Here is a 20,548-nt window from a genome sequence, read left to right as displayed (position 1 = left end):
ACCACTTGCGCTTTCGATCTCTCGTCAGCGGGAGGCGAATTCTACAGCGTTACTCGCTGCTGTCAACACCTCTTTTTTCAGCGCTTCCGGACTTCGATGAATTGAAGCCCTGCACCTTCGAAACTTACTTAACTCATTGAATCTCAAGGAGTTTTCCGTTTCGACTGCGCCGGAAGTGGGGCGAATTATAGAGATCCAGAATTCGCCGTCAACACTTATTTTGCTTTTCTATCAATAAGTTGCAAAACACCTGAAACCAGCCCTCCCCCTCTCGCCACCGAAAGCCCGCCTTAATATGACAGCAAGGATCACAGAACCCCCGCCTCTCTAAACCCCGCCACCGCAGCCTCGTCCAGCCCTAGCACCCGCTGCAACACCTCCAACGTATGCTCCCCCAGCAACGGCGGTGCACTTCGATACTGTATGGGTGTTTCGGACAAGCGAATCGGATTGGCGACTTGCGGCACCATGCCCCCCAAAGCGTGGGGCAGCTCCATTGCGAGGCCACGAGCCCTTACTTGAGGATCGGCAAACACTTGGGCCAGATCATTGATCGGCCCACAAGGCACCCCCACCTCTTCCAACCGAGCCACCCATTCAGCCGTGGTCTTGAACACCGTCGCCTGACGGATCAAGGGGATCAGCAGCGCCCGGTTTGCCACCCTCTGCTTATTCGTGGCGAAACGAGGATCGTCGGCCCATTGCGGCCGACCGGCAACCTCGGCAAATTTTCGGAACTGACCGTCATTACCTACGGTAAGGATGAAATCACCATCAGCCGTAGGAAAATCCTGATAAGGCACGATGTTCGGGTGCGCATTGCCCAGCCGCCTCGGCGCATTACCCGTGGTCAGGTAATTCATCGCCTGGTTGGCCAGACACGCCACTTGAACATCCAGCAAGGCCATATCAATGTGCTGCCCGCCCCCCGCATGATCGCGATGAGCCAACGCAGCCAGGATGGCAACGGTCGAATAAAGCCCCGTAAGAATATCCGTCAGTGCAACGCCGACTTTGACCGGCCCAGCCCCCTCATCACCTTCAGGTCGACCGGTAAGGCTCATCAAGCCTCCCAACCCTTGGATCATGAAGTCATACCCTGCGCGCTTGGCGTAAGGGCCCGTCTGGCCAAAGCCGGTGATCGAGCAATAGATCAGCTGCGGATTGACCGCTTTCAGCGAATCGTAGTCCAGCCCATAGGCTGCCAACCCGCCCACCTTGAAGTTCTCGATCAGGATGTCGGACCTGGCTGCCAACTCTCGCACCAACGCCTGCCCCTCCGGACGGGTGAAGTCGATCGTGACTGACTGTTTATTTCGATTGGCCGACAGGTAATAGGCCGCTTCGGTCGTATTCTCGCCCAGTGCATCCTTCAAGAAGGGCGGCCCCCAGGCGCGGGTATCGTCACCGCTCCCAGGACGCTCGACCTTGATGACCTCTGCCCCCAGGTCCGCAAGGATCTGCCCCGCCCAAGGCCCGGCCAGCACCCTCGATAAATCCAGTACACGCAGATGCGAAAGCGCGCCCATCATCGTTCTCCTATCAATAGAACGCCTGGATTCCGGTTTGCGCCCGCCCGAGGATCAGCGCATGGACGTCGTGCGTGCCTTCGTAGGTATTCACCACCTCAAGGTTCACCAGATGTCGCGCGATGCCAAACTCATCGGAAATACCGTTGCCGCCGAGCATGTCCCGCGCCATGCGGGCGATATCCAGCGACTTGCCACAGGAGTTGCGCTTCATGATCGAGGTGATTTCCACCGCAGCGCTACCTTCGTCTTTCATGCGACCCAGTCGCAGACATCCTTGCAAGGCAAGGGTGATTTCCGTTTGCATGTCGGCCAGTTTTTTCTGGATCAACTGATTGGCCGCCAGAGGGCGACCGAACTGCTGGCGATCCAGGGTGTATTGGCGAGCGGTGTGCCAGCAGAACTCAGCGGCTCCCAGGGCCCCCCAGGAAATGCCGTAACGCGCCGAATTCAAGCAAGTGAACGGCCCCTTGAGGCCACGCACGTCCGGGAAGATGTTTTCTTCCGGAACGAACACATTGTCCATGACGATCTCACCGGTGATTGAGGCCCGCAGCCCGACTTTGCCGTGGATGGCCGGCGCACTCAGGCCCTTCCAGCCTTTCTCGAGCACGAAGCCCCGGATATCGCCAGCGTCATCCTTACCCCAGACAACAAAGACATCGGCGATAGGGCTGTTGGTGATCCACATCTTGCTGCCGGTCAGGCTGTAGCCGCCCTCCACCTTGCGCGCACGGGTAATCATCGCCCCAGGATCGGAACCGTGGTTCGGCTCGGTCAGGCCAAAACAGCCGATCCATTCGCCAGAGGCCAACTTCGGCAGGTATTTCTGCTTCTGGGCCTCAGTACCGAACTCATTGATCGGCACCATGACCAGCGAAGATTGCACGCTCATCATCGAGCGATAGCCGGAATCGACGCGCTCCACTTCCCGGGCGATCAGGCCATAGCTGACATAGTTCAGGCCACTGCCGCCGTACTGCTCGGGAATGGTCGCTCCCAGCAGCCCCACTTCACCCATCTCACGAAAAATCGCCGGATCGGTTTTTTCATGACGGAACGCTTCCAGCACGCGCGGCGCAAGTTTTTGCTGGGCGAACTGCTCAGCAGTGTCGCGGATCATGCGCTCCTCTTCAGTGAGCTGCTGGTCCAGCAACAACGGATCGATCCAATTGAAGCTCGCTTTACCGGCCATGAAAGAGGTCCTCATCGATTAAGTGGAAAGCATGCATGGATCCTAGGCGCCGTTTCCTACCAAAGCAAACGACGATTCTGCACGCTGTTGTGCTAATTTCTCACTTCGTAAACGTCATAAACCACGTTTATTTCGCTAATGAGTGAGGGAGTCGTACATGCGCCGCAAAATCCCCAGCACTGCCGCCCTGGTCAGCTTCGAGGCAGCTGCTCGTCATGAAAGCTTCACCAAGGCCGCCCAGGAGCTCTCCCTGACCCAAGGAGCCATATGCCGACAGATCGCCAGCCTGGAGGATTTTCTCAGCGTGGAGTTGTTCCGACGCTCGCGGCGCGGGGTCAAGCTGACCGAGGCGGGTCTTTCCTACAGTCGACGGGTGGCTACCCAATTGGACGCTGTCGAGCGCGATACCCTGTCGGTCATGGGGCACACCGGTGCCAACGTGATCGAGCTGGCGGTGGTGCCAACATTCGGGACCCAATGGCTGCTGCCGCGCCTCAAGGACTTTCAACAGGCGCACCCGGAAGTCACGGTCAACCTGACCAATCGCACGCGTCCCTTTCTCTTTGCCGATACCGATTTTGACGCCGCCATCTATTTCGGCGATGCAGACTGGTCCGGTACCGAATCCCACAAACTGATGGGCGAGAATCCGATGCCTGTATGCAGTCCGGCCCTACTCGGTGACCAGGACAGCCTGACACCGGAAGCCATCGCGGAGCTGCCCTTGCTCCAGCAGACCACCCGCCCATATGCGTGGCGCCAATGGTTCAACGCACAGAACCTGAACATTGCACGAGACCTGACAGGCCCGCGTTATGAACTATTCTCCATGCTGGCCCAAGCCGCCATGCACGACATGGGGATTGCATTGATCCCACCCTTTTTGATCCAGCGTGAACTGACGGAGAAACGCTTGGTGATCGCCAACCGTAACGCGCTGTCGAGCGTCAAGGCGTACTACCTGATGATTCCTGAGCGAAAGGTCGAATCGGCCTCACTTCGGGCTTTTCGCGATTGGCTGGTGAAACAGGCAAACAACTATCTTATTGATTAATAAGGAAAATTTAATATCCTATTTAGGTAGTCAACTAATCAAAGTCGCTACAGATATAACTATATGTCGCATTCAGTCAATCTGTTACCAATTTAGTACCGTAGTCTCTAAAGCGTTTAAATACATGGCTTTGAGCCATATAGCGCACCCTATCAGGGCTTATTCATTTGGCCGATGGGAGTTTTTGTCAATTTGAGCCTGAATCCTTGAACAGCACGGCCTACGTGGGATGCCGGTCGATAATTGCGACATTCGGTCACAGGGTGACTTGTAGTTAATTTTCCGTCACCCGTCATAATCCCTTGAAGGGCTGAATTTTCGCCTGCAAAATGCCGCGCCCCGCCTGTTTTCAGGCGGGATCGTGCTGATCGGCCGCCCCCAGCCGCACCATCCGAAGTGCCTGGGTTTACTCAATAAGATCACGCAGGAGATTTGACGTGCACATTGGTGTTCCCCTCGAAACCCAAACGGGTGAAACACGGGTTGCTGCTACCCCGGAAACCATCAAGAAGCTGGTCGGCCAAGGCCATAAAGTGACTGTTCAAAGCGGCGCGGGCCTCAAGGCCAGTGTTATTGACAGTGCCTATGAAGCGGCGGGCGCGACCATTGGCACTGCCAATGATGCGTTCGGGGCCGAGCTGATCCTCAAGGTGGTTGCTCCCAACGACAGCGAACTTGCGCTGATCAAGAGCGGCACCGTTCTGGTGGGCATGCTCAATCCGTTCAACAACGAAACCATTTCCAAGCTGGCCGAGCGCGGCATTACCGCGTTCGCCCTTGAGGCCGCGCCACGTACTTCTCGCGCCCAAAGCCTGGACGTGCTGTCGTCTCAGGCGAACATTGCCGGCTATAAAGCCGTGCTGCTGGCCGGCCACTACTATCCACGCTTCATGCCGATGTTGATGACGGCTGCGGGCACCGTGAAAGCGGCGCGCGTGCTGATTCTCGGCGCTGGCGTGGCCGGTTTGCAGGCAATCGCCACGGCCAAGCGCCTCGGTGCGGTGATCGAGGCATCGGACGTGCGTCCAGCCGTGAAAGAACAAATCGAATCCCTTGGCGCCAAATTCGTCGACGTGCCTTACGAGACCGATGAAGAGCGCGAGTGCGCCGTCGGCGTCGGTGGTTACGCGCGTCCGATGCCTGCCAGCTGGATGCAGCGCCAGGCCCAGGCCGTGCATGAACGCGCCAAGCAGGCGGACATCGTTATTACCACTGCATTGATTCCGGGCCGCAAGGCACCCACCCTGCTGAGCGCCGAAACCGTTGCGCAGATGAAGCCCGGCTCGGTGGTCATCGACCTCGCGGCAGCCCAAGGCGGCAACTGCCCGCTGACCGTGGCCGATCAAGTGGTTGTCGCGAACGGCGTGACCATCGTCGGCCCGACCAACCTGGCCGGTGAAGTCGCGGCGGACGCTTCGGCGCTGTATGCCCGCAACTTGCTGGACTTCCTGAAGCTGGTCTTCACCAAGGAAGGTCAATTCGACGTGAACCTTGAAGACGACATCGTCGCCGCGTGCCTGATGTGCCGCGACGGCCAGGTCATCCGCAAAAACGCCTAAGCAGGGATTCAGACAATGGAAGAGCTCATCTCCCCCGGTATCTATAACCTGATCATCTTCGTGCTGGCGATTTATGTCGGTTATCACGTGGTCTGGAACGTTACACCCGCACTGCACACGCCATTGATGGCCGTAACCAACGCCATTTCGGCCATCGTGATCGTCGGCGCCATGCTTGCTGCCGCACTGACCGTAACGCCCTTGGGCAAGTCAATGGGAACCCTGGCCGTGGCCCTGGCGGCGGTGAACGTGTTCGGTGGCTTCCTGGTGACGCGCCGCATGCTTGAGATGTTCAAGAAAAAAGCCCCGAAAGGCGTGAAAGAAGAGGCGCCCAAGTAATGAGCATGAATCTCGTCACGACGCTCTATCTGATCGCGTCGATCTGTTTCATCCAGGCTCTCAAAGGCCTGTCGCACCCGACCACGTCGCGTCGCGGCAACCTGTTCGGCATGCTTGGCATGGCATTGGCAATCCTGACCACTGTCGGCCTCATCTATAAGCTGGGCGCTGAGCTGGCCACCGCCGGTATCGGCTATGTGATCGTCGGCCTGCTGATCGGCGGTACCGCCGGTTCGATCATGGCCAAGCGCGTTGAAATGACCAAGATGCCGGAGCTGGTAGCCTTCATGCACAGCATGATCGGCCTGGCAGCGGTGTTCATTGCCATTGCCGCCGTGGTTGAGCCACAGTCGCTGGGCATCGTCAAACAACTGGGTGACTCGATCCCGGCGGGCAACCGTCTGGAGCTGTTCCTCGGCGCAGCCATCGGCGCCATCACCTTCTCGGGTTCGGTGATCGCCTTCGGCAAGCTCTCCGGCAAGTACAAGTTCCGCCTGTTCCAAGGTGCGCCGGTACAGTTTTCCGGTCAGCACAAGCTGAATGCGGTGCTGGGCCTGGCAACACTGGGGCTCGGCGTAACATTCATGCTCACCGGCAACCTCACTGCGTTCGCATTGATGCTCGCCCTGGCTTTCGTGATGGGCGTGCTGATCATCATCCCGATCGGCGGCGCTGACATGCCGGTGGTGGTGTCGATGCTTAACAGCTACTCCGGCTGGGCGGCGGCGGGTATCGGCTTCTCGCTGAACAATTCGATGCTGATCATCGCAGGTTCGTTGGTGGGTTCGAGTGGTGCGATCCTGTCGTACATCATGTGCAAGGCGATGAACCGTTCGTTCTTCAATGTACTGCTGGGCGGCTTCGGCAACACCGTGGATGCTGGTCCGGCCGGTTCGAAAGAGGCCCGCCCGGTGAAGTCCGGTTCCGCTGACGACGCAACGTTCCTGCTGACCAACGCCGACACCGTAATCATCGTACCGGGCTATGGCCTGGCGGTAGCACGGGCGCAGCACGCGCTGAAAGAACTGACCGAGAAGCTGACCCACCATGGCGTGACCGTGAAGTACGCGATCCACCCGGTGGCCGGTCGTATGCCTGGGCACATGAACGTCTTGCTGGCTGAGGCCGAAGTGCCTTACGACCAGGTGTTCGAGATGGAAGACATCAACTCCGAGTTCGGCCAGGCCGACGTGGTGCTGGTGCTGGGTGCCAACGACGTGGTCAACCCGGCGGCGAAGAACGATCCGAAGTCGCCGATCGCCGGCATGCCGATCCTGGAAGCCTTCAAGGCCAAGACCATCATCGTCAACAAGCGCTCGATGGCCAGCGGCTACGCGGGCCTGGACAACGAGCTGTTCTATCTCGACAAGACCATGATGGTGTTCGGTGACGCCAAGAAGGTCATCGAAGACATGGTCAAAGCCGTGGAATAAGGCTTCGTCGCTTGACCAACAACGCCCCGACATGTCGGGGCGTTTTGATTTGTATCAAGGCGAAACGTTACCGATCCGGTAACAATGTTTTGCCTGAAACGCCCGTAATAGACGCCTCAAATGCGACTTATGTAGCGGGTCGGGCATGGCGCGAATTCACTAGACTGCGCATCTTGCTTCCAGCCCGAGACAATGACCTATGTACCGTGATCGCATCCGCCTCCCCTCTTTATTGAATAAGGTAATGAGCGCTGCCGAAGCAGCCTTGTTGATCGAGGACGGCATGACCGTCGGCATGAGCGGTTTTACCCGCGCCGGTGAGGCGAAGGCGGTGCCTCATGCCCTGGCCGAACGCGCCAAGACCACCCCACTGAAAATCAGCCTGATGACCGGCGCAAGCCTGGGCAATGATCTGGACAAGCAACTGACCGAGGCCGGCGTACTGGCCAGGCGCATGCCCTTCCAGGTCGACAGCACCCTGCGCAAGGCGATCAACGCTGGCGAAGTGATGTTTATCGACCAGCACCTCTCGGAAACCGTTGAGCAAATGCGCAACGCCCAGCTCAAGCTACCCGACATCGCCGTGATTGAAGCGGTAGCCATTACCGAACAGGGTCATATCGTGCCCACCACTTCGGTGGGCAACTCGGCCAGCTTCGCCATCTTCGCCAAGCAGGTGATCGTTGAAATCAACCTCGCCCACAATCCCAACCTGGAAGGGCTGCACGACATCTATATACCGACCTACCGGCCGACCCGCACTCCCATCCCCCTGGTGAAGGCCGACGACCGCATCGGCAGTACCGCCATCCCGATCCCGCCGGAGAAGATCGCCGCCATCGTCATTACTCAACAAGCGGATTCGCCCTCTACCGTCATTCCACCGGACAGCGAGACCCAGGCGATTGCCGATCATTTGATCGATTTCCTCAAGCAGGAAGTCGCGGCCGGACGTATGACCAACAAGCTTGGGCCACTGCAGGCGGGTATCGGCAACATCGCCAACGCCGTCATGTGTGGATTGATCGCGTCCCCGTTCGAGGACCTGACCATGTACTCCGAGGTCCTGCAAGACTCCACATTCGACCTGATCGATGCGGGCAAGCTGAGTTTCGCCTCAGGCAGTTCCATTACCTTGTCGGGTCGACGCAACGCCGACGTCTTCGGCAACCTTGAAAGGTATAAGGACAAGCTGGTGCTGCGTCCGCAGGAAATCTCCAACCACCCCGAAGTCGTGCGGCGCCTGGGTATCATTGCCATCAACACCGCGCTGGAATTCGACCTGTACGGCAACGTCAACTCCACCCATGTCTGCGGCACGCGAATGATGAATGGCATCGGGGGCTCGGGGGATTTCGCCCGCAACGCCCACCTGGCGATCTTCGTGACCAAATCAATTGCCAAGGGTGGCGCGATTTCCAGCGTAGTGCCGATGGTCAGCCATGTGGACCACACAGAACATGACGTCGACATCCTGGTCACCGAAGTCGGCCTCGCCGACCTGCGGGGCCTGGCGCCACGGGAACGGGCCCGGGCGATCATCGACCATTGTGTGCATCCCTCCTATCGCCAGGCCTTGAATGATTATTTCGAAGCCGCGTGCGCCTTGGGTGGACACACACCTCACATCCTTCGCGAAGCGTTGAGCTGGCACATCAACCTGGAAGAAACCGGGCGCATGCTCGCGGTTTGATACAGCTGGATCACCGGTAGGGCAAATACAGTTTTGCAGTGAGTTAAAGACACGTCTCCATTCTTACAAAAACTGTACTGCTGTACCGGTGATTTCCTACAACATTTTCCTATCAGACACCCTTGGACATCCAAGAATGCACAATTTTAGTGCTGACAGGTACAGTTGCCTCAATATCGACCAGTACACCGCTCTTTAACAGTTAACTGGTCTCTCACAATACAGATGAACTGTATCTAGAGAGACTGGCCAAACGAGAGGATCATGGGCACCAGTTAAACCACTACCTAATCCCGCCACAAGCGGAAGGATGTCAACCATGGAACGTACACTCAGTTCCGAGCTGTTTTTCGAAGACAAAGCTGAAAAAAACCAGGCTTCCCTGCCTCTGCGCGTGATCGCCAACCTGATGTTGTGGCAGCGCCGCATCTCCAGCCGCCATCAACTGGCTCGTCTGGATTCGCGTCTGCTGGCTGACGCTGGTATCAGCGAAGCACAACGCTACGAAGAGCTGAGCAAGCCGTTCTGGCGCTAACTCAGCCTCGCTGGCCCTGACCCACCGGGTCCACCGCCAGCACCGAATTGAACAAACAAGACCCGTCGCGGGAAACCGCGACGGGTCTTGTCGTTTTCAAGGATCTATTTTCACATCATCCCCAGAACATAACAGTTTTCTTAATCTTAAATAATTACAGGTACAGTTTTCCCGCAGCGGGATAACGCAACGCTCGGGTACGCCAAAGCTGTCAACCGACTCGTTCTGCCTTAATATCGAGGCGCACCTGGTAATGCGCATCCAGCATGCGTTTCCTCCGCCTGCTACGCGCATCGCGCCATCTCATCATCCAAGGAGTTTCATCATGACCCGTCTTCGCCTGCTCAGCGCAGCTGCCTTGCTGGCCGTCGCCACCCAATCCAGCGCCAGCAGCTTTATCGTGACCACAGACGCTGTCGTCGGCGCGCTCAAGGCCACGTCCGATGCGACGTCCGATGCAACCTCGTCGCTGCGTGACAACAAGATCGTCCAGGCTGCCCGCGATGACGCCGCCAGCTTCGTGGCCAGCGAAGGCGCCATCCGTGGGGTGAAACTGGAAAGCGCCCTGGATTACATCCGTCAGCAGGCGCCACAGCTGAACGCTACCGATGCACAACTGGCGCAAGCCATTCTGGTGATCTGACAGAAGATGAAATATCGGCCCCTAAAGCGTGTTCCGATGTTTCAGCCCTGGCTCTGGGCTGGCGCTTTGCGCTAGCCTTCAGGCTCGTTATCAACTGTCGAGCCCCATGCGTTTTTCCCCAGCTCTGCTCCTCACCTTTCTCCTGGCTTTTGGTGGGTCAGTCCCGGCAAATGCCTTCGATGCGTCCACTCAGCTAGTGGTAGCCGCCGGCTACGCCACGAGCATGGTGACCGCCGCGCCCTTCGACCATAAACTGCTCGTCGCCGCTCATGATGATGCCGCGGCATTCGTCGCCAGTGATGGACAATTGCGAGGCGCACAGTTGGAGTCGGCACTGGATTATCTGCGCCGGACCCAGCCAAAACTTCACGCCAGCGACCTTGAACTGGCACAGGCAATTCTCGTCCAATAGTTATCCTTATTTTTCCGGAGTCATTCCATGCGTAGCCCGCTGATTGCTGCCGCACTAGGCCTGCTGGTGTTGGCCGATGTGGCCCAGGCACACACCCTGGTAGCCACCAGTAACATCATCGTTCGCGCCTCCCAGCGCACGATTGATTTCACTTCCGACACCACTACATCCATCCGTGATTCGAAAATCGTCCGCGAAGCCCATGACGACGCCGCCAGTTTCGTCGCCAGTAACGGCGAGATTCGTGGCGCTCACCTCGAAGCCGCCTTCGACACCTTGCGCACCCGCGTACCAGAAGCGCGCGATGCCAGTGATCAGGTGCTTGCCGAAGCCATCCTCGCATTGTGAGGCGGCTTGCCGCCTGGCTGACGGCCGGTCTGGTGCTGCTGATGAGCAGCACCGCCCAGGCCGGCCTGCAATTGCACCTCAACGGTGAAGGGTTGAGCCCGGCGCAACAGCGGGCCAGCCAGGCGCTGCTCGATGAAGCAATGCAGGCCCTGCCGCCGAGCTTCATCGAGCGACTGGACCGGCGCATCGACGTCGGCTGGACCGACCAGATGCCCGCCAATGCCTACGGCCAAGCCTCGTTGGTGTCGCAACTGGACCTCAACCGCAACCTGCTCGACAGTCTCACTGACGGCAGCGCTGCCACCCAAAAGACCCAGCGCCCCCACGGCACCGTGCGGCGGGAAATGCTCGCCACCGTCCTGCATGAACTGACCCACATCTATGACCGCTCGCGCTTATGGCCGGATGCCGAGCGCGTCCTGATCCAACGCTGTACCCGACGTCAAGGCAGCGCCGGGCTGATCGGCCTCCCCGACGAATGCCGGGGCCAGAACGATCGCCGCTTTACCCTCAGCGATGACCCTCGTTTGCTGGACCTCGCCGGCTGGCCCCAGTACGTCGGCCGGCGTGGCGAGCGTGAACAGCACAACCGCCAGGTCGCCCGCAGCCCCGACCTCTACGAGACCAGCAGCCCCAAGGAGTTCGTCGCGGTCAACATGGAATACTTTCTCCTCGACCCGAGCTACGCCTGCCGACGTCCCGCACTTTATCGCTATTACCAGGAACACTTCGGCTGGGCACCCGCCGCCAAGGACACTTGCGCCAAGTCGTTCGCCTTCCTGAACGCCGGCAATGATTTCGCCAAGACCCCACTGGGCAAGGTTGACCCCGAGCGGGTCTACGCCATCGACTACCTGCTGGCCGAAGCCAACCAGAACTGGGTCAGCCGTTGGGGCCACAGCATGCTCCGACTGGTGATTTGCGCCCCGGGCCGCCCGCGTGGACCGGATTGCCGGTTGGACCTGGACCAGCACCTAGTGCTGTCATACCGCGCGTTCGTAGGCGATGTGCAGTTGTCGAGCTGGGATGGCCTGGTCGGCAAATACCCGTCGCGGCTATTCGTGCTGCCGCTGTCCCAGGTGATCGACGAATACACCAAGACCGAACTGCGCAGCCTGGCGTCCGTGCCGTTGAACCTGTCGCGTACCGAGATCGAGGAAACGGTCGAACATGCCGCCGAAATGCACTGGAGCTATGACGGCAACTACTACTTCCTCTCCAATAACTGTGCGGTGGAGAGCTTGAAACTGCTGCGCAGCGGCAGCAACAACACGCAACTCAAAGGCCTGGACAGCATCATGCCTAACGGGCTGCTGGAAGTGCTCAAGGGACGGGGCCTGGCCGACACCAGCGTGCTCGATGACCCCAAGGAAGCCTTGCGCCTGGGCTATCGCTTCGACTCATTCCGCGACCGCTACCAAGCCATGTTCGATGTACTGCGCAAGCACCTGCCCATCCAACAGCAAACGGTGGAAGACTGGCTGGCCCTGAAGGCCGCCGAACGCCGTACCTGGTTCGACCAGGCCGACCTGCGCACCAGCGCCGCGTTGCTGTTACTGGAACAGGCCAGTTACCGCCGACAACTGTTGCTGGCCCAGGACGAGGTCAAACAACGTTACCTCGGAGCCCGTGAATTGCAGAACGGCGGCATGGAAAAGGCCAACGCGACACTGCAACAGATCCTGGCCAACAGCGGTTTCCTGAGCCGCCCCGCCGAGTTGCTGGGCAGCAGTGGTTACGGGTTGCCGCAACCCAGCGAATGGCAGCGACTGGAATCGGAAAGCAGTTTGCGCCAGAAGCAGCTCCAGACGCTGACCGGAGACCTGGATAAAGAAGTCCGCGCTTTGCTTGAGCCAGAACGGGCGGCCGAAATTGCCGCAAGCGAGGCCAACGTCAAGGAAATCGGCGAGCACTTGAGGAAACTGCACAAGGCAGGCGGTGGGTTGGAGTTGCCGTGATGCCCACCGCCCTCACCACCAGGACGAAATACTAGCCAGAGCGTCTCGTAGTTGTTGCGCCTCGATGCTGCGCTGCCTGGGATCAAAGGCCAGCGCCGAACGCAGCGCCCTCCAACAACGCCTGGGCAGATCGCGCGGCGGCTTGAGTTCACGCTCCAGCCCCGCATCGCGAGCCTGGATGGACGGCAAGCGGCGAAACGGATGCTTGCCGCTCGCCAACTCATACAACAGACAAGCCACACCATAGACATCGGCCTTGCGGGACAAAGGCCAGCCCTCGAGCAATTCCGGGGCCGCATAACCTGGCGTCCAGGCCTTGAGGCGCTCGCGATTCAAACCCGGCAGGTCCTTCAACGGCCCCTCCTCGGCAAGTCCCAAGCCGAAATCGAATAAACGCACATCCGCACCATTAAGCATGACGTTGCTGGGTTTCATATCGCCGTGCAGCACCCCACGACCATGGGCATAGGCCAGGGCGTCGAGCAGAGGCACGGCGATGGCCCGCAGCTCATGCCAGGGCAGGCCCAGGGGACGTTCGCAAAGCAGTTGGTCGAGCGTCAGGCCGTGCATCAGCTCCAGCGTGATGAAGGCTTGCCCGCAGCCAGCGTCCACATCAAAGGTATAGGGGCGCAGCACGTTCGGATGCCGCAGGTACCGGGTCAAGGCGAATTCGCTGTAAAGCAGCGCACTCGCGTCGCAGGACTCGCTGAATTCCTTCCGGAGCATTTTCAGCGCGATGCAGGGCTGTGGATCACCGTATTGTTCGTGCAGCAGGTCCCTTGCGCGATACACCGCCCCCATGCCGCCAGCACCGAGCAAGCGTTCGAGGCGATAACGTCCCGCAACCAGCTCCGGCACATCCTTGATACCGAGTGAGTGCAGTTTCGCAACGGGTGCCGCGCTGGAAGAGGCGCAACCGGTGACCCGATGACTCCCCTCGTTCACTGGCGGATCACCACGGCCGTGAGGTTGTCCCGCGCCGGTCCGCGCAGCACGTCCTCGAAAAGACGCTCCAGCACCCTGCGCGGTGAAGCCAGGCTCAATGCATGACCCAGGGATTCGCCACTCAGGTGCTGGTACAAGCCATCACTGCATAACAAAAACGTATCGCCTGGATGGACACTGAGTTCCAGCACCTCCAACACCAGCTCGTGCGCGGCCCCCACCGCGCGGGTCAGCGCGTTGGCTGCGGGATGGGCACGAGCCTCGTCGAGACTGAGACGTTGCGTGTCTATCAATTGTCGTTGCAGCGAATGATCCTTCGACAATTGATACAAGCGCCGGTCACGCCACAGGTAGCAACGGCTATCGCCTGCCCAGATGCAGACCCCACGATCACCTTCCAGCAACAGTGCCACCACGGTACTGCCCATCACACCGCAATGATCTTCGGTGACAGTCAATTCCTGGCTCAGCCGACGGTTGGTCCAGCGCAGGCACTGGCGCACCGCTTTCGCTCGATCCTCCAAGCCGTGGTGCGGCGGCAGGTCCGCCAGGCTGGTCACGATCAACTGGCTGGCAATATCACCGCCCGAATGCCCACCCATCCCATCGGCCACCGCCCAGAGCCCGCGATGTGGGCACTCCAGGAAAGCATCCTCGTTACGGGACCGGACCTTGCCTGGGTCGGTGCGCGCAGCGCTGCGCCAGGGAGCAACCCTCTGCATCAGAGCTGCGCCGGCATACGGAACGTGCGTAACGCGCCCAAATCGAACGGATTCGGCGTGCGCTGGCTAGTCAACAGATAGTTGGCCCGCAGCCCTCCCAGATCCGCCTTGAGCACCCGCACATCGCGTCCGGTCAGGTACTCGCTCTGCATCAGGTCGAACAAGCGGAACAAGGACCACGGCCCGGTATTTTTCTCGATGCCAAGCCCACGCCCGGTCATTCTGTCGAGTACCAGCGCCGTGCGACCGTTTTGCGCGGCGCTTGGCCAGGTGAACGCCATGGGCAGGATCGGACCGTGACGGTATTCCAGCGACTTGTCGCCGAAGCGAAACTCGGACCGACTCACCGCAGGATCCAGGGTGTAGGGTTCAAGCTTGAATTGCACTTGCGGTTCGGTCGGATCTTCGGCGAAAAAGCTCTGGCGAATGGTGTGTGCTGTCGTCATTTGGTCCAGGTAGGCCCTGGAGACCGGCAAGCTCTGGCCGTCGATGCTGCGCAAGCGATAGTGCCCCGGATGACCGCTGACAAAGGGCCGGAGGTAACTTTCGAAGAATCCCTCGACCATACCCTGATCCTTGAAGAACGCCCGGAAGTCATTGAGGGCAACGTCGCTGGCGCTGTGGGCACTGAACGGGTAGCGCTTGTCGATCGCCGAGCCATAGAAACTGTACAGCTCGCTCTGATAGCGCAGATTCAGGTAACGGTACGCGTCGTTGAGCACCAGGCGCCAACTCTCTTCGGCCAGTCCGTTGAACCAGACGTTGACCGGACGAGGCAAACGCACCGAGGCATTGCGCAAGTTGCTCAACGCATCGCGCTGACCACCCATGCGGCTCCTGGCCAGTTCGAACGCGGCATGCTCCGGAGCACTGGCTCGGGCCAGGCCCGCCAGTTGCAGTTGCACCTCGTCGAGGGCACGCAAGGCCTGGACCAGATCAGCGCTGGGACCATTGTCCGCATCCAGCAGGCGATGCAGCGGTTCAAAACGTCTCTGCAAGGATTTTTGCGCGGTGTCCGGTCTTCTTTCGATGTGCTCGGCCACAGCGGCAAGTTTCGCCACCGCCCCCGCAGCTGTCCCGGACGTTTGCGCCACCTCGTCGATACGCTCGGCAACCCCCTGGATCCGGGTGTTTTCGCGCACTTGTACCAGCAACTGCACGATCGGCGAATGAGCCGAGGCCAACCCTGCCAGTTGCCGGGCCCCTTCACCTGCATCGCTGATCGAGTGCAAAGCCACCAGGCCGACCGCTTCGCTCCAGTGGTCGGCATAGTCACGAAAGTACAGTTGTTCCAGTTCGCCCATCAGGCGCCGCATGTCCGTGCCGCTGAGGCTCGCGCTTTCACCCAGGACCCAGTTGTCCCGCAGCAATCCGGTCACCAGCGCCGAGCCCTGGATCGAAAAGTATTGCTCGTAGCCTTCGCGAGTGTAGAAGCCTGGGATGAGCTGATCGGTGCCGACCAACAACCCACCCTGTGGGCCCAAATGCTGGCTGAGCCGGTATTGTGGTAGATGGTCGGCTTGTTCACGCAGCATCCGGTAAACGACGGTGGCCAGGGATTCACTGCGCAGGACTTCCCGAGCCTGCGTCACCAATGGCTCGTCCAACGCGTAGGTGAAGGGTTGCTCCAGCAGGCGCTCGAAATGCGCGTTCAACCGTTGTTGCAGCGCAGGATTGCCGGCATAACGCCGGGACCAGTCGCTGGCCATGCGGTTCTTCAACCACCCGCTGTCGCGACGCTCTTGCAGGTCCAGCATCAAGTAAGCGCGCAAGCTGTTGAGTAGTTGTTCGCGGTCCTTCCAGTTATCGCGGATATGCGCTTGCAGCGTCTGCGCGACCCGCGGTAGCAATTGCGTGTGCAATTCACGCCTGTAGGCGTCGACCACCACCGGGTTGCTTGTTTCACCCTGGTAAAGACCGCCGCGCTCATGCAGCGGCATCGAACTGCCGGGAGGGAAAACCCCGGTGGCCTCGAAACGGGTATCGAGCGATTCAAGCATCGTGAGCCAGTCAACGTCCGCCTGGGTAGAGCGCTGCTGATCCCAGCGCTGGGCCAATGCACGCAGGAGTTCCAAACGCTCATGGTTGGCCGAGAACGCATTGGCCCACAACAAGCCAGACAGGCCCAGGGTGGTCAGCGCACCGAGGTAAAACGCTCGTTGGTGCCACTGCATGAGGTTACGCTCGCGCGGATCGAGGCCCGCCAGACCGGCTTCGGGAAAGATCACCCGACTGAGCAAGGGATGAGTACGTCGTGAGCGCCCATCGTGCAAGGCACTGCTCGCGCGAAAGATCGCACCGCCCCGCACGGTGGACAAGTCCACGGGACGGGGCGGCTGCAATGCACTGGTCAAGTAGAAGCCGCGCAGATGGCAAGCCTTGCCGGTGAACACCATCTCGACCAATTGGCACAGGTTGGCGCCGATGTTGCCCAGTTGGTAGGGAAACTCAAGGATGCGGCTACGGCGCCGCGGATCGCGCTCCTGATGCATGCGCAGGGTCACCTGGCTGTTGAGCCGACGCAGCAATGCTTCAAACTCGGCGCGCACGGCGCTCACACCATTACCCCGCAGGTCGCGATTGAAGCTCGCCCCCAGCATCTGGTCGCTCTCCTCGCGCGTCAGCGAATCGAAGAACTCGTTGAAGCCAGGCACACCGTCCGCTTTGCTCAGGATGAGATAAATCGGTACATCGACGTGCAGCCGTCGGTGCAGCTCTTGCAAGCGACTGCGGACCTGGCAGGCCAGCGTCGTGAGTTGGCCTTCGCTGCCCAGCAAGACCTCCATCGGAACCGTCACCAGTACACCGCTCAAGGGACGATGACGGCGGCGCTTGCGTAAAAGCTTGAGCAACACGGCCCAAGCGCTGCCATCGACTTCGCTGTCCACCTGGCACAGGTAACGCCCGGCGGTATCGATCAACACCGCGTTCTCGGCAAAATACCAATCGCAATACCGGGTGCCCGGCACCTCACCGATCGGTCTTCGCTCCGAGCTCTCGAAGGGCAGTTCCAGGCCCGAACACTCCAACAAACGGGTCTTGCCGCTGGCAGGCGGCCCCATCATCAGATACCAGGGCAGCTCGTTGCGCCAGCGTTCGCTACGACCGGGATACAGGCTCGAATGCTTCAAGGTCTTTAACGCGTCCCCGAACCGCGAACGCAGTTCACGCTGCTCCTCGGCAATCCTGGCCAGACGCGGCAACGGCGAAGGATCCGTCTCGTCCTCCCGGGCACGACCCGCCTCACGTTCCCGTCCACTGACGAAAACCATGCACAGGCCCCAACCCAACAGCAGCGCACTGACCGTCAGCAAGCGGGCCGTCGGACTTGCCCAGAACTTATAGTCGTTGACCGCCAGCAACGGTCCGATGAACCACACCAACAACGTCACGCCAAGAACCGACAGCAGCGTCCAGACCCAGGTCTGCTGCACCCATGCCGCGGCTTTCCTGAAAAGCAATTTCATGACACATCCCTGTTCATGGCAGTGGCTGGAAAGTAGCCGGCTCCAGCCCTTGATAAGGTTGCAGTACGCTTTCGCGCTGCCCGTCCAGAACCCAGGCAAAGCTTGAATACATCATCCCCAGGCAAGCCAGCGTAAAGGCCATCACCGTCCACGCCGGGACCATGCGCACGGGACTTTGCCGCGCACTCTCAGCACCTTCCCCTCGAGTTGACAACTCACGGGGAGGGTCACCCTGTACTTGGCGGATCAATCGATACAAGGCATCTCGAATACCTTCCAGTTCAAGCACTCCGCGGGTCTGGACCCGATATTTGCCTTCGAAGCCGAGAGACAGGCACAGGTACAGCAACTCGAGCATGGGCAGGTGCTTGACCGGGTCCTTGGACAAACGATCGAGCAGTTGGAAAACCTTCTCGCCACCAAAGGTTTCGCCGTGGAAGGAACTCAACAGGCTTATCTGCGACCATTCGCTTGCCAGGCCCCACGACGTAGTGACGATCGCCTCGTCGATCACCGTGCACAGCACGTAGCGGGCGGCCATCATCTGACTGCCCTCGACATCGCCCTGCACGGCGCGGGCCTCGAACTGCTCCAAGCCGTAGATCAACTCCTGCTTGAGGAGGTGCAAATCCCCGCGCTCACCTCCGTACTTGATGTCCATGACTTGCGACAGCAAGCCGAAAGCCGCTGTCACCAGGGGATTGAGGCTGATATCGAATGACCGGGACGGCGATAGGTGCGCGGCGTAGATCATTCGCTCTTGCAACTGTTCGATAGACGGTGGTGACTGCGCATCCGTCAATGGTCCTGTAGCAGGGCGCTGCCCATGGTGGTCGAGCAAGACGGTGATTTCGTCCTGAGGATGTTCCTTATCCATTTCGGTCAGTTCCTGATGGCCCAGAAGTTCAGTTCAAGCTCGGCGAAATCCCCGGAAACGTGGAATGCAAAGCCTGCCGAGCGCTTGAGCTGAGCCACGTCTTCGGCGCCGGGTTCGAGGATGAAATACGTTTTGTTGGCGTGGAATGCGATCTGCCGCGGCGCCACGGGTAACGGTCTGATCTTGATACCTGGCAAATGCAGGTTGACCAATTGGCGGATACGCTCCACCGGACCGATCTTGAGATGAGAAGGCAAGCGATGGCGCAACTCTTCGCCATCGCAATGAGCACTGGCCGCCAGTACGAACGATGCCGAATCCAGCAGCGAAAGGTCCTGCACCGGCGAAACGAGGATGCCGTATTGACGCGCCTGCAATTGCAGTTCGATCGCGTGCTGTTCGAGCACCATCGACAGGACCTGGCGGATCCCCTGCATAAGGCCTCGAAAGCAATTGCCCTGGTCGCTGTGCTGGTAGCGATTGCCGAGTGACGGTCGCTTGCCGTCGCTGGAGAACGCCGCCAGGTCCCCCAGCAACGCCAGGAGCGCGCGGTAGAGCGCTTCCGGATGCACCTGCTCGAGGTCCAGATAATGACGCAACAACAGCTCGGTACGATTGATCAGCTGAAGCATCATGAAATCCCCGACCTGCGCCCCACCCGCCTTGCCATTCGAACCGACTCGCTCGGCCAGGCTGTCACCCCGATGGGCAAGCATGCCGATGACCTCCTTGAGACACGACAGTAGATAAGGGGATGAACCCACCTGGATGAACGTCGGCACAAAATCCGGATCGAGCCTGATCACCCCGTCCGGGGTGGTGTCGAGCACCTCACAGAGCTTGAGCTTCACAAATGCCTGGTCGCTCTGCTGCTCGCCCAACAGCAGGCGCAGGTCCGGACGACCACAACTGATCGGGTGCCAGCTGGCTTCCCCGGCATTGGAGTCCGCAACCTGCGTCTCATAGAGGGTGTAGCGTGCCAGAACGTCGGACTGTTCCAGGCGACGGGACTCGATGTGATTGCCCGTCACCAATGGCAAGGCGAGGTATATGGGCGTATTGCTGGTGTTGGGCGGTATTTCAAGGACCAGCGGCTCGGCGTTGCCCGCCAACTCGAACAAACTGCCGTCCGGCAAAATGCCCGAGGCCCGGCTCACCACCAAACGGCCCATGTTGAAAAACTGCGAGTCAATTTCCAGTTCGAGGAAACCCCAGACATGACTGGCCAGCAAGCGGGTGCGGACCTTCAACTGATGGTCGAGGTAACGGTCGTTATGCTGTAGATGCTGCGGGCGCAGCAGCATGCCTTCCTGCCAGATGACTTTGTCGTGATTCATTGGTCATCTGCCCCGTTCGGCCTTTCGAAAGTGTTGCCGATCCCGTCCTCGTCCAGGGTCAGGTTGGCTTCGGTCAACCGTGCCACCGCGACCGGCAGCGTGTAGCGCCATTGGCTATGTGGCAGGTCACGATAGGCTGCGAGCACCCCGACGTAGCGACCACCCCGCGCGATTTCGAGCCTGAGCGCGACGGTCTCGCCCGGGCGCAGTTCCAATTCCTCGCTGGAAACCAGGTCGGGCGACAAGGCTTGCCTGGCCCGTTCATACAGGCTGAAGAAATCCGCGCTCTCGAAAGCCACCGGGTGCTTGAGTTCGAACAACCGCACCACCACGGGCGAGGGCCTGCCATTGAGATCTGGGTTGAGTCGATCTGTGGCGGCCAGCGTGAGGTTGAGCTTGGTCTTCGTCGAGAAGGGCGACAGCGTGGTGCAACCGGCCAATAGCCAGGTTGCGGCCAGTACCATCGAGGTCTTGAACAAGAGCATCGTGCAGCGAGACATGT

The 20,548-nt window shown here is 59.7% G+C and carries 18 protein-coding genes; 10 read left to right on the top strand and 8 right to left on the bottom strand.

Going from position 1 to position 20,548, the window contains the following annotated elements; all coding sequences use genetic code 11:
- Positions 1-308: 308 nt before the first annotated feature.
- Together N4Q37_RS13335 and N4Q37_RS13330 are read right to left on the bottom strand one after the other, a co-directional pair.
- A complete protein-coding gene (locus N4Q37_RS13335) occupies positions 309-1,532 on the bottom strand; it encodes a CaiB/BaiF CoA transferase family protein (protein ID WP_260958461.1) in 1,224 nt (407 codons plus the stop codon).
- Between the two features lie 10 nt (positions 1,533-1,542).
- The gene (locus tag N4Q37_RS13330) at positions 1,543-2,724 is read right to left on the bottom strand and encodes an acyl-CoA dehydrogenase (RefSeq protein ID WP_039593369.1); all 1,182 of its coding nucleotides are present in this window, start codon (positions 2,722-2,724) and stop codon (positions 1,543-1,545) included.
- Between the two features lie 157 nt (positions 2,725-2,881).
- On the opposite strand from N4Q37_RS13330, the gene N4Q37_RS13325 reads away from it, so the two are divergent.
- The 10 genes from N4Q37_RS13325 to N4Q37_RS13280 all read left to right on the top strand — a co-directional run bounded on the left by N4Q37_RS13325 (position 2,882) and on the right by N4Q37_RS13280 (position 12,698).
- A complete protein-coding gene (locus tag N4Q37_RS13325) occupies positions 2,882-3,778 on the top strand; it encodes a LysR family transcriptional regulator (protein WP_260958460.1) in 897 nt (298 codons plus the stop codon).
- Between the two features lie 437 nt (positions 3,779-4,215).
- Positions 4,216-5,337 (top strand): Re/Si-specific NAD(P)(+) transhydrogenase subunit alpha, encoded by a 1,122-nt coding sequence (locus tag N4Q37_RS13320; protein WP_260958459.1) that lies wholly within the window; start codon positions 4,216-4,218, stop codon positions 5,335-5,337.
- A gap of 15 nt (positions 5,338-5,352) precedes the next feature.
- Positions 5,353-5,676, top strand: coding sequence for an NAD(P) transhydrogenase subunit alpha (locus tag N4Q37_RS13315; protein WP_260958458.1), 324 nt, complete (start codon positions 5,353-5,355; stop codon positions 5,674-5,676).
- A complete protein-coding gene (locus N4Q37_RS13310; RefSeq protein ID WP_260958457.1) occupies positions 5,676-7,109 on the top strand; it encodes an NAD(P)(+) transhydrogenase (Re/Si-specific) subunit beta in 1,434 nt (477 codons plus the stop codon). Before N4Q37_RS13315 ends, N4Q37_RS13310 begins: the two co-directional genes overlap by 1 nt.
- Before the next feature lie 199 nt (positions 7,110-7,308).
- Entirely contained in the window at positions 7,309-8,802 is a 1,494-nt protein-coding gene (locus N4Q37_RS13305) for an acetyl-CoA hydrolase/transferase family protein (RefSeq protein ID WP_260958456.1), read from the top strand.
- Between the two features lie 319 nt (positions 8,803-9,121).
- Positions 9,122-9,337, top strand: coding sequence for a DUF1127 domain-containing protein (locus tag N4Q37_RS13300; protein ID WP_260958455.1), 216 nt, complete (start codon positions 9,122-9,124; stop codon positions 9,335-9,337).
- Between the two features lie 325 nt (positions 9,338-9,662).
- Positions 9,663-9,980 (top strand): DUF2388 domain-containing protein, encoded by a 318-nt coding sequence (locus tag N4Q37_RS13295; protein ID WP_260958454.1) that lies wholly within the window; start codon positions 9,663-9,665, stop codon positions 9,978-9,980.
- A 106-nt stretch (positions 9,981-10,086) separates the two neighbouring features.
- Positions 10,087-10,392, top strand: coding sequence for a DUF2388 domain-containing protein (locus N4Q37_RS13290; protein ID WP_260958453.1), 306 nt, complete (start codon positions 10,087-10,089; stop codon positions 10,390-10,392).
- A 27-nt stretch (positions 10,393-10,419) separates the two neighbouring features.
- Positions 10,420-10,740, top strand: a complete 321-nt coding sequence (locus tag N4Q37_RS13285) for a DUF2388 domain-containing protein (RefSeq protein ID WP_003187020.1) — start codon at positions 10,420-10,422, stop codon at positions 10,738-10,740.
- Positions 10,737-12,698: a DUF4105 domain-containing protein gene (locus N4Q37_RS13280; protein WP_260958452.1), complete on the top strand. Its 1,962-nt coding sequence runs from the start codon at positions 10,737-10,739 to the stop codon at positions 12,696-12,698. Before N4Q37_RS13285 ends, N4Q37_RS13280 begins: the two co-directional genes overlap by 4 nt.
- A 12-nt stretch (positions 12,699-12,710) precedes the next feature.
- Here the strand turns inward: N4Q37_RS13280 and N4Q37_RS13275 are convergent, their stop codons facing one another.
- From N4Q37_RS13275 to tssJ, 6 genes are read right to left on the bottom strand one after another with little or no spacing between them, the layout of a single operon-like run.
- Positions 12,711-13,643, bottom strand: a complete 933-nt coding sequence (locus N4Q37_RS13275) for a serine/threonine-protein kinase (RefSeq protein ID WP_260958451.1) — start codon at positions 13,641-13,643, stop codon at positions 12,711-12,713.
- A complete protein-coding gene (locus N4Q37_RS13270; RefSeq protein WP_260958450.1) occupies positions 13,640-14,365 on the bottom strand; it encodes a PP2C family protein-serine/threonine phosphatase in 726 nt (241 codons plus the stop codon). Before N4Q37_RS13270 ends, N4Q37_RS13275 begins: the two co-directional genes overlap by 4 nt.
- Entirely contained in the window at positions 14,365-17,832 is a 3,468-nt protein-coding gene (gene tssM / locus N4Q37_RS13265) for a type VI secretion system membrane subunit TssM (RefSeq protein WP_260958449.1), read from the bottom strand. The genes N4Q37_RS13270 and tssM overlap by 1 nt, the downstream gene beginning before the upstream one ends.
- Positions 17,833-17,845: 13 nt before the next feature.
- A complete protein-coding gene (icmH, locus tag N4Q37_RS13260) occupies positions 17,846-18,709 on the bottom strand; it encodes a type IVB secretion system protein IcmH/DotU (protein WP_260958448.1) in 864 nt (287 codons plus the stop codon).
- Between the two features lie 5 nt (positions 18,710-18,714).
- Positions 18,715-20,046: a type VI secretion system baseplate subunit TssK gene (gene tssK / locus N4Q37_RS13255; protein WP_260958447.1), complete on the bottom strand. Its 1,332-nt coding sequence runs from the start codon at positions 20,044-20,046 to the stop codon at positions 18,715-18,717.
- A complete protein-coding gene (gene tssJ / locus N4Q37_RS13250) occupies positions 20,043-20,546 on the bottom strand; it encodes a type VI secretion system lipoprotein TssJ (protein ID WP_260958446.1) in 504 nt (167 codons plus the stop codon). The genes tssK and tssJ overlap by 4 nt, the downstream gene beginning before the upstream one ends.
- Positions 20,547-20,548 lie beyond the last annotated feature (2 nt).

Origin of the sequence: Pseudomonas citri (genome assembly GCF_025336485.1) — a bacterium.
Classification (GTDB): Bacteria; Pseudomonadota; Gammaproteobacteria; order Pseudomonadales; family Pseudomonadaceae; genus Aquipseudomonas; species Aquipseudomonas citri.
The sequence above is the reverse complement of the archived record's forward strand: the minus strand, read 5'-3'. Positions and strand labels throughout refer to the sequence as shown.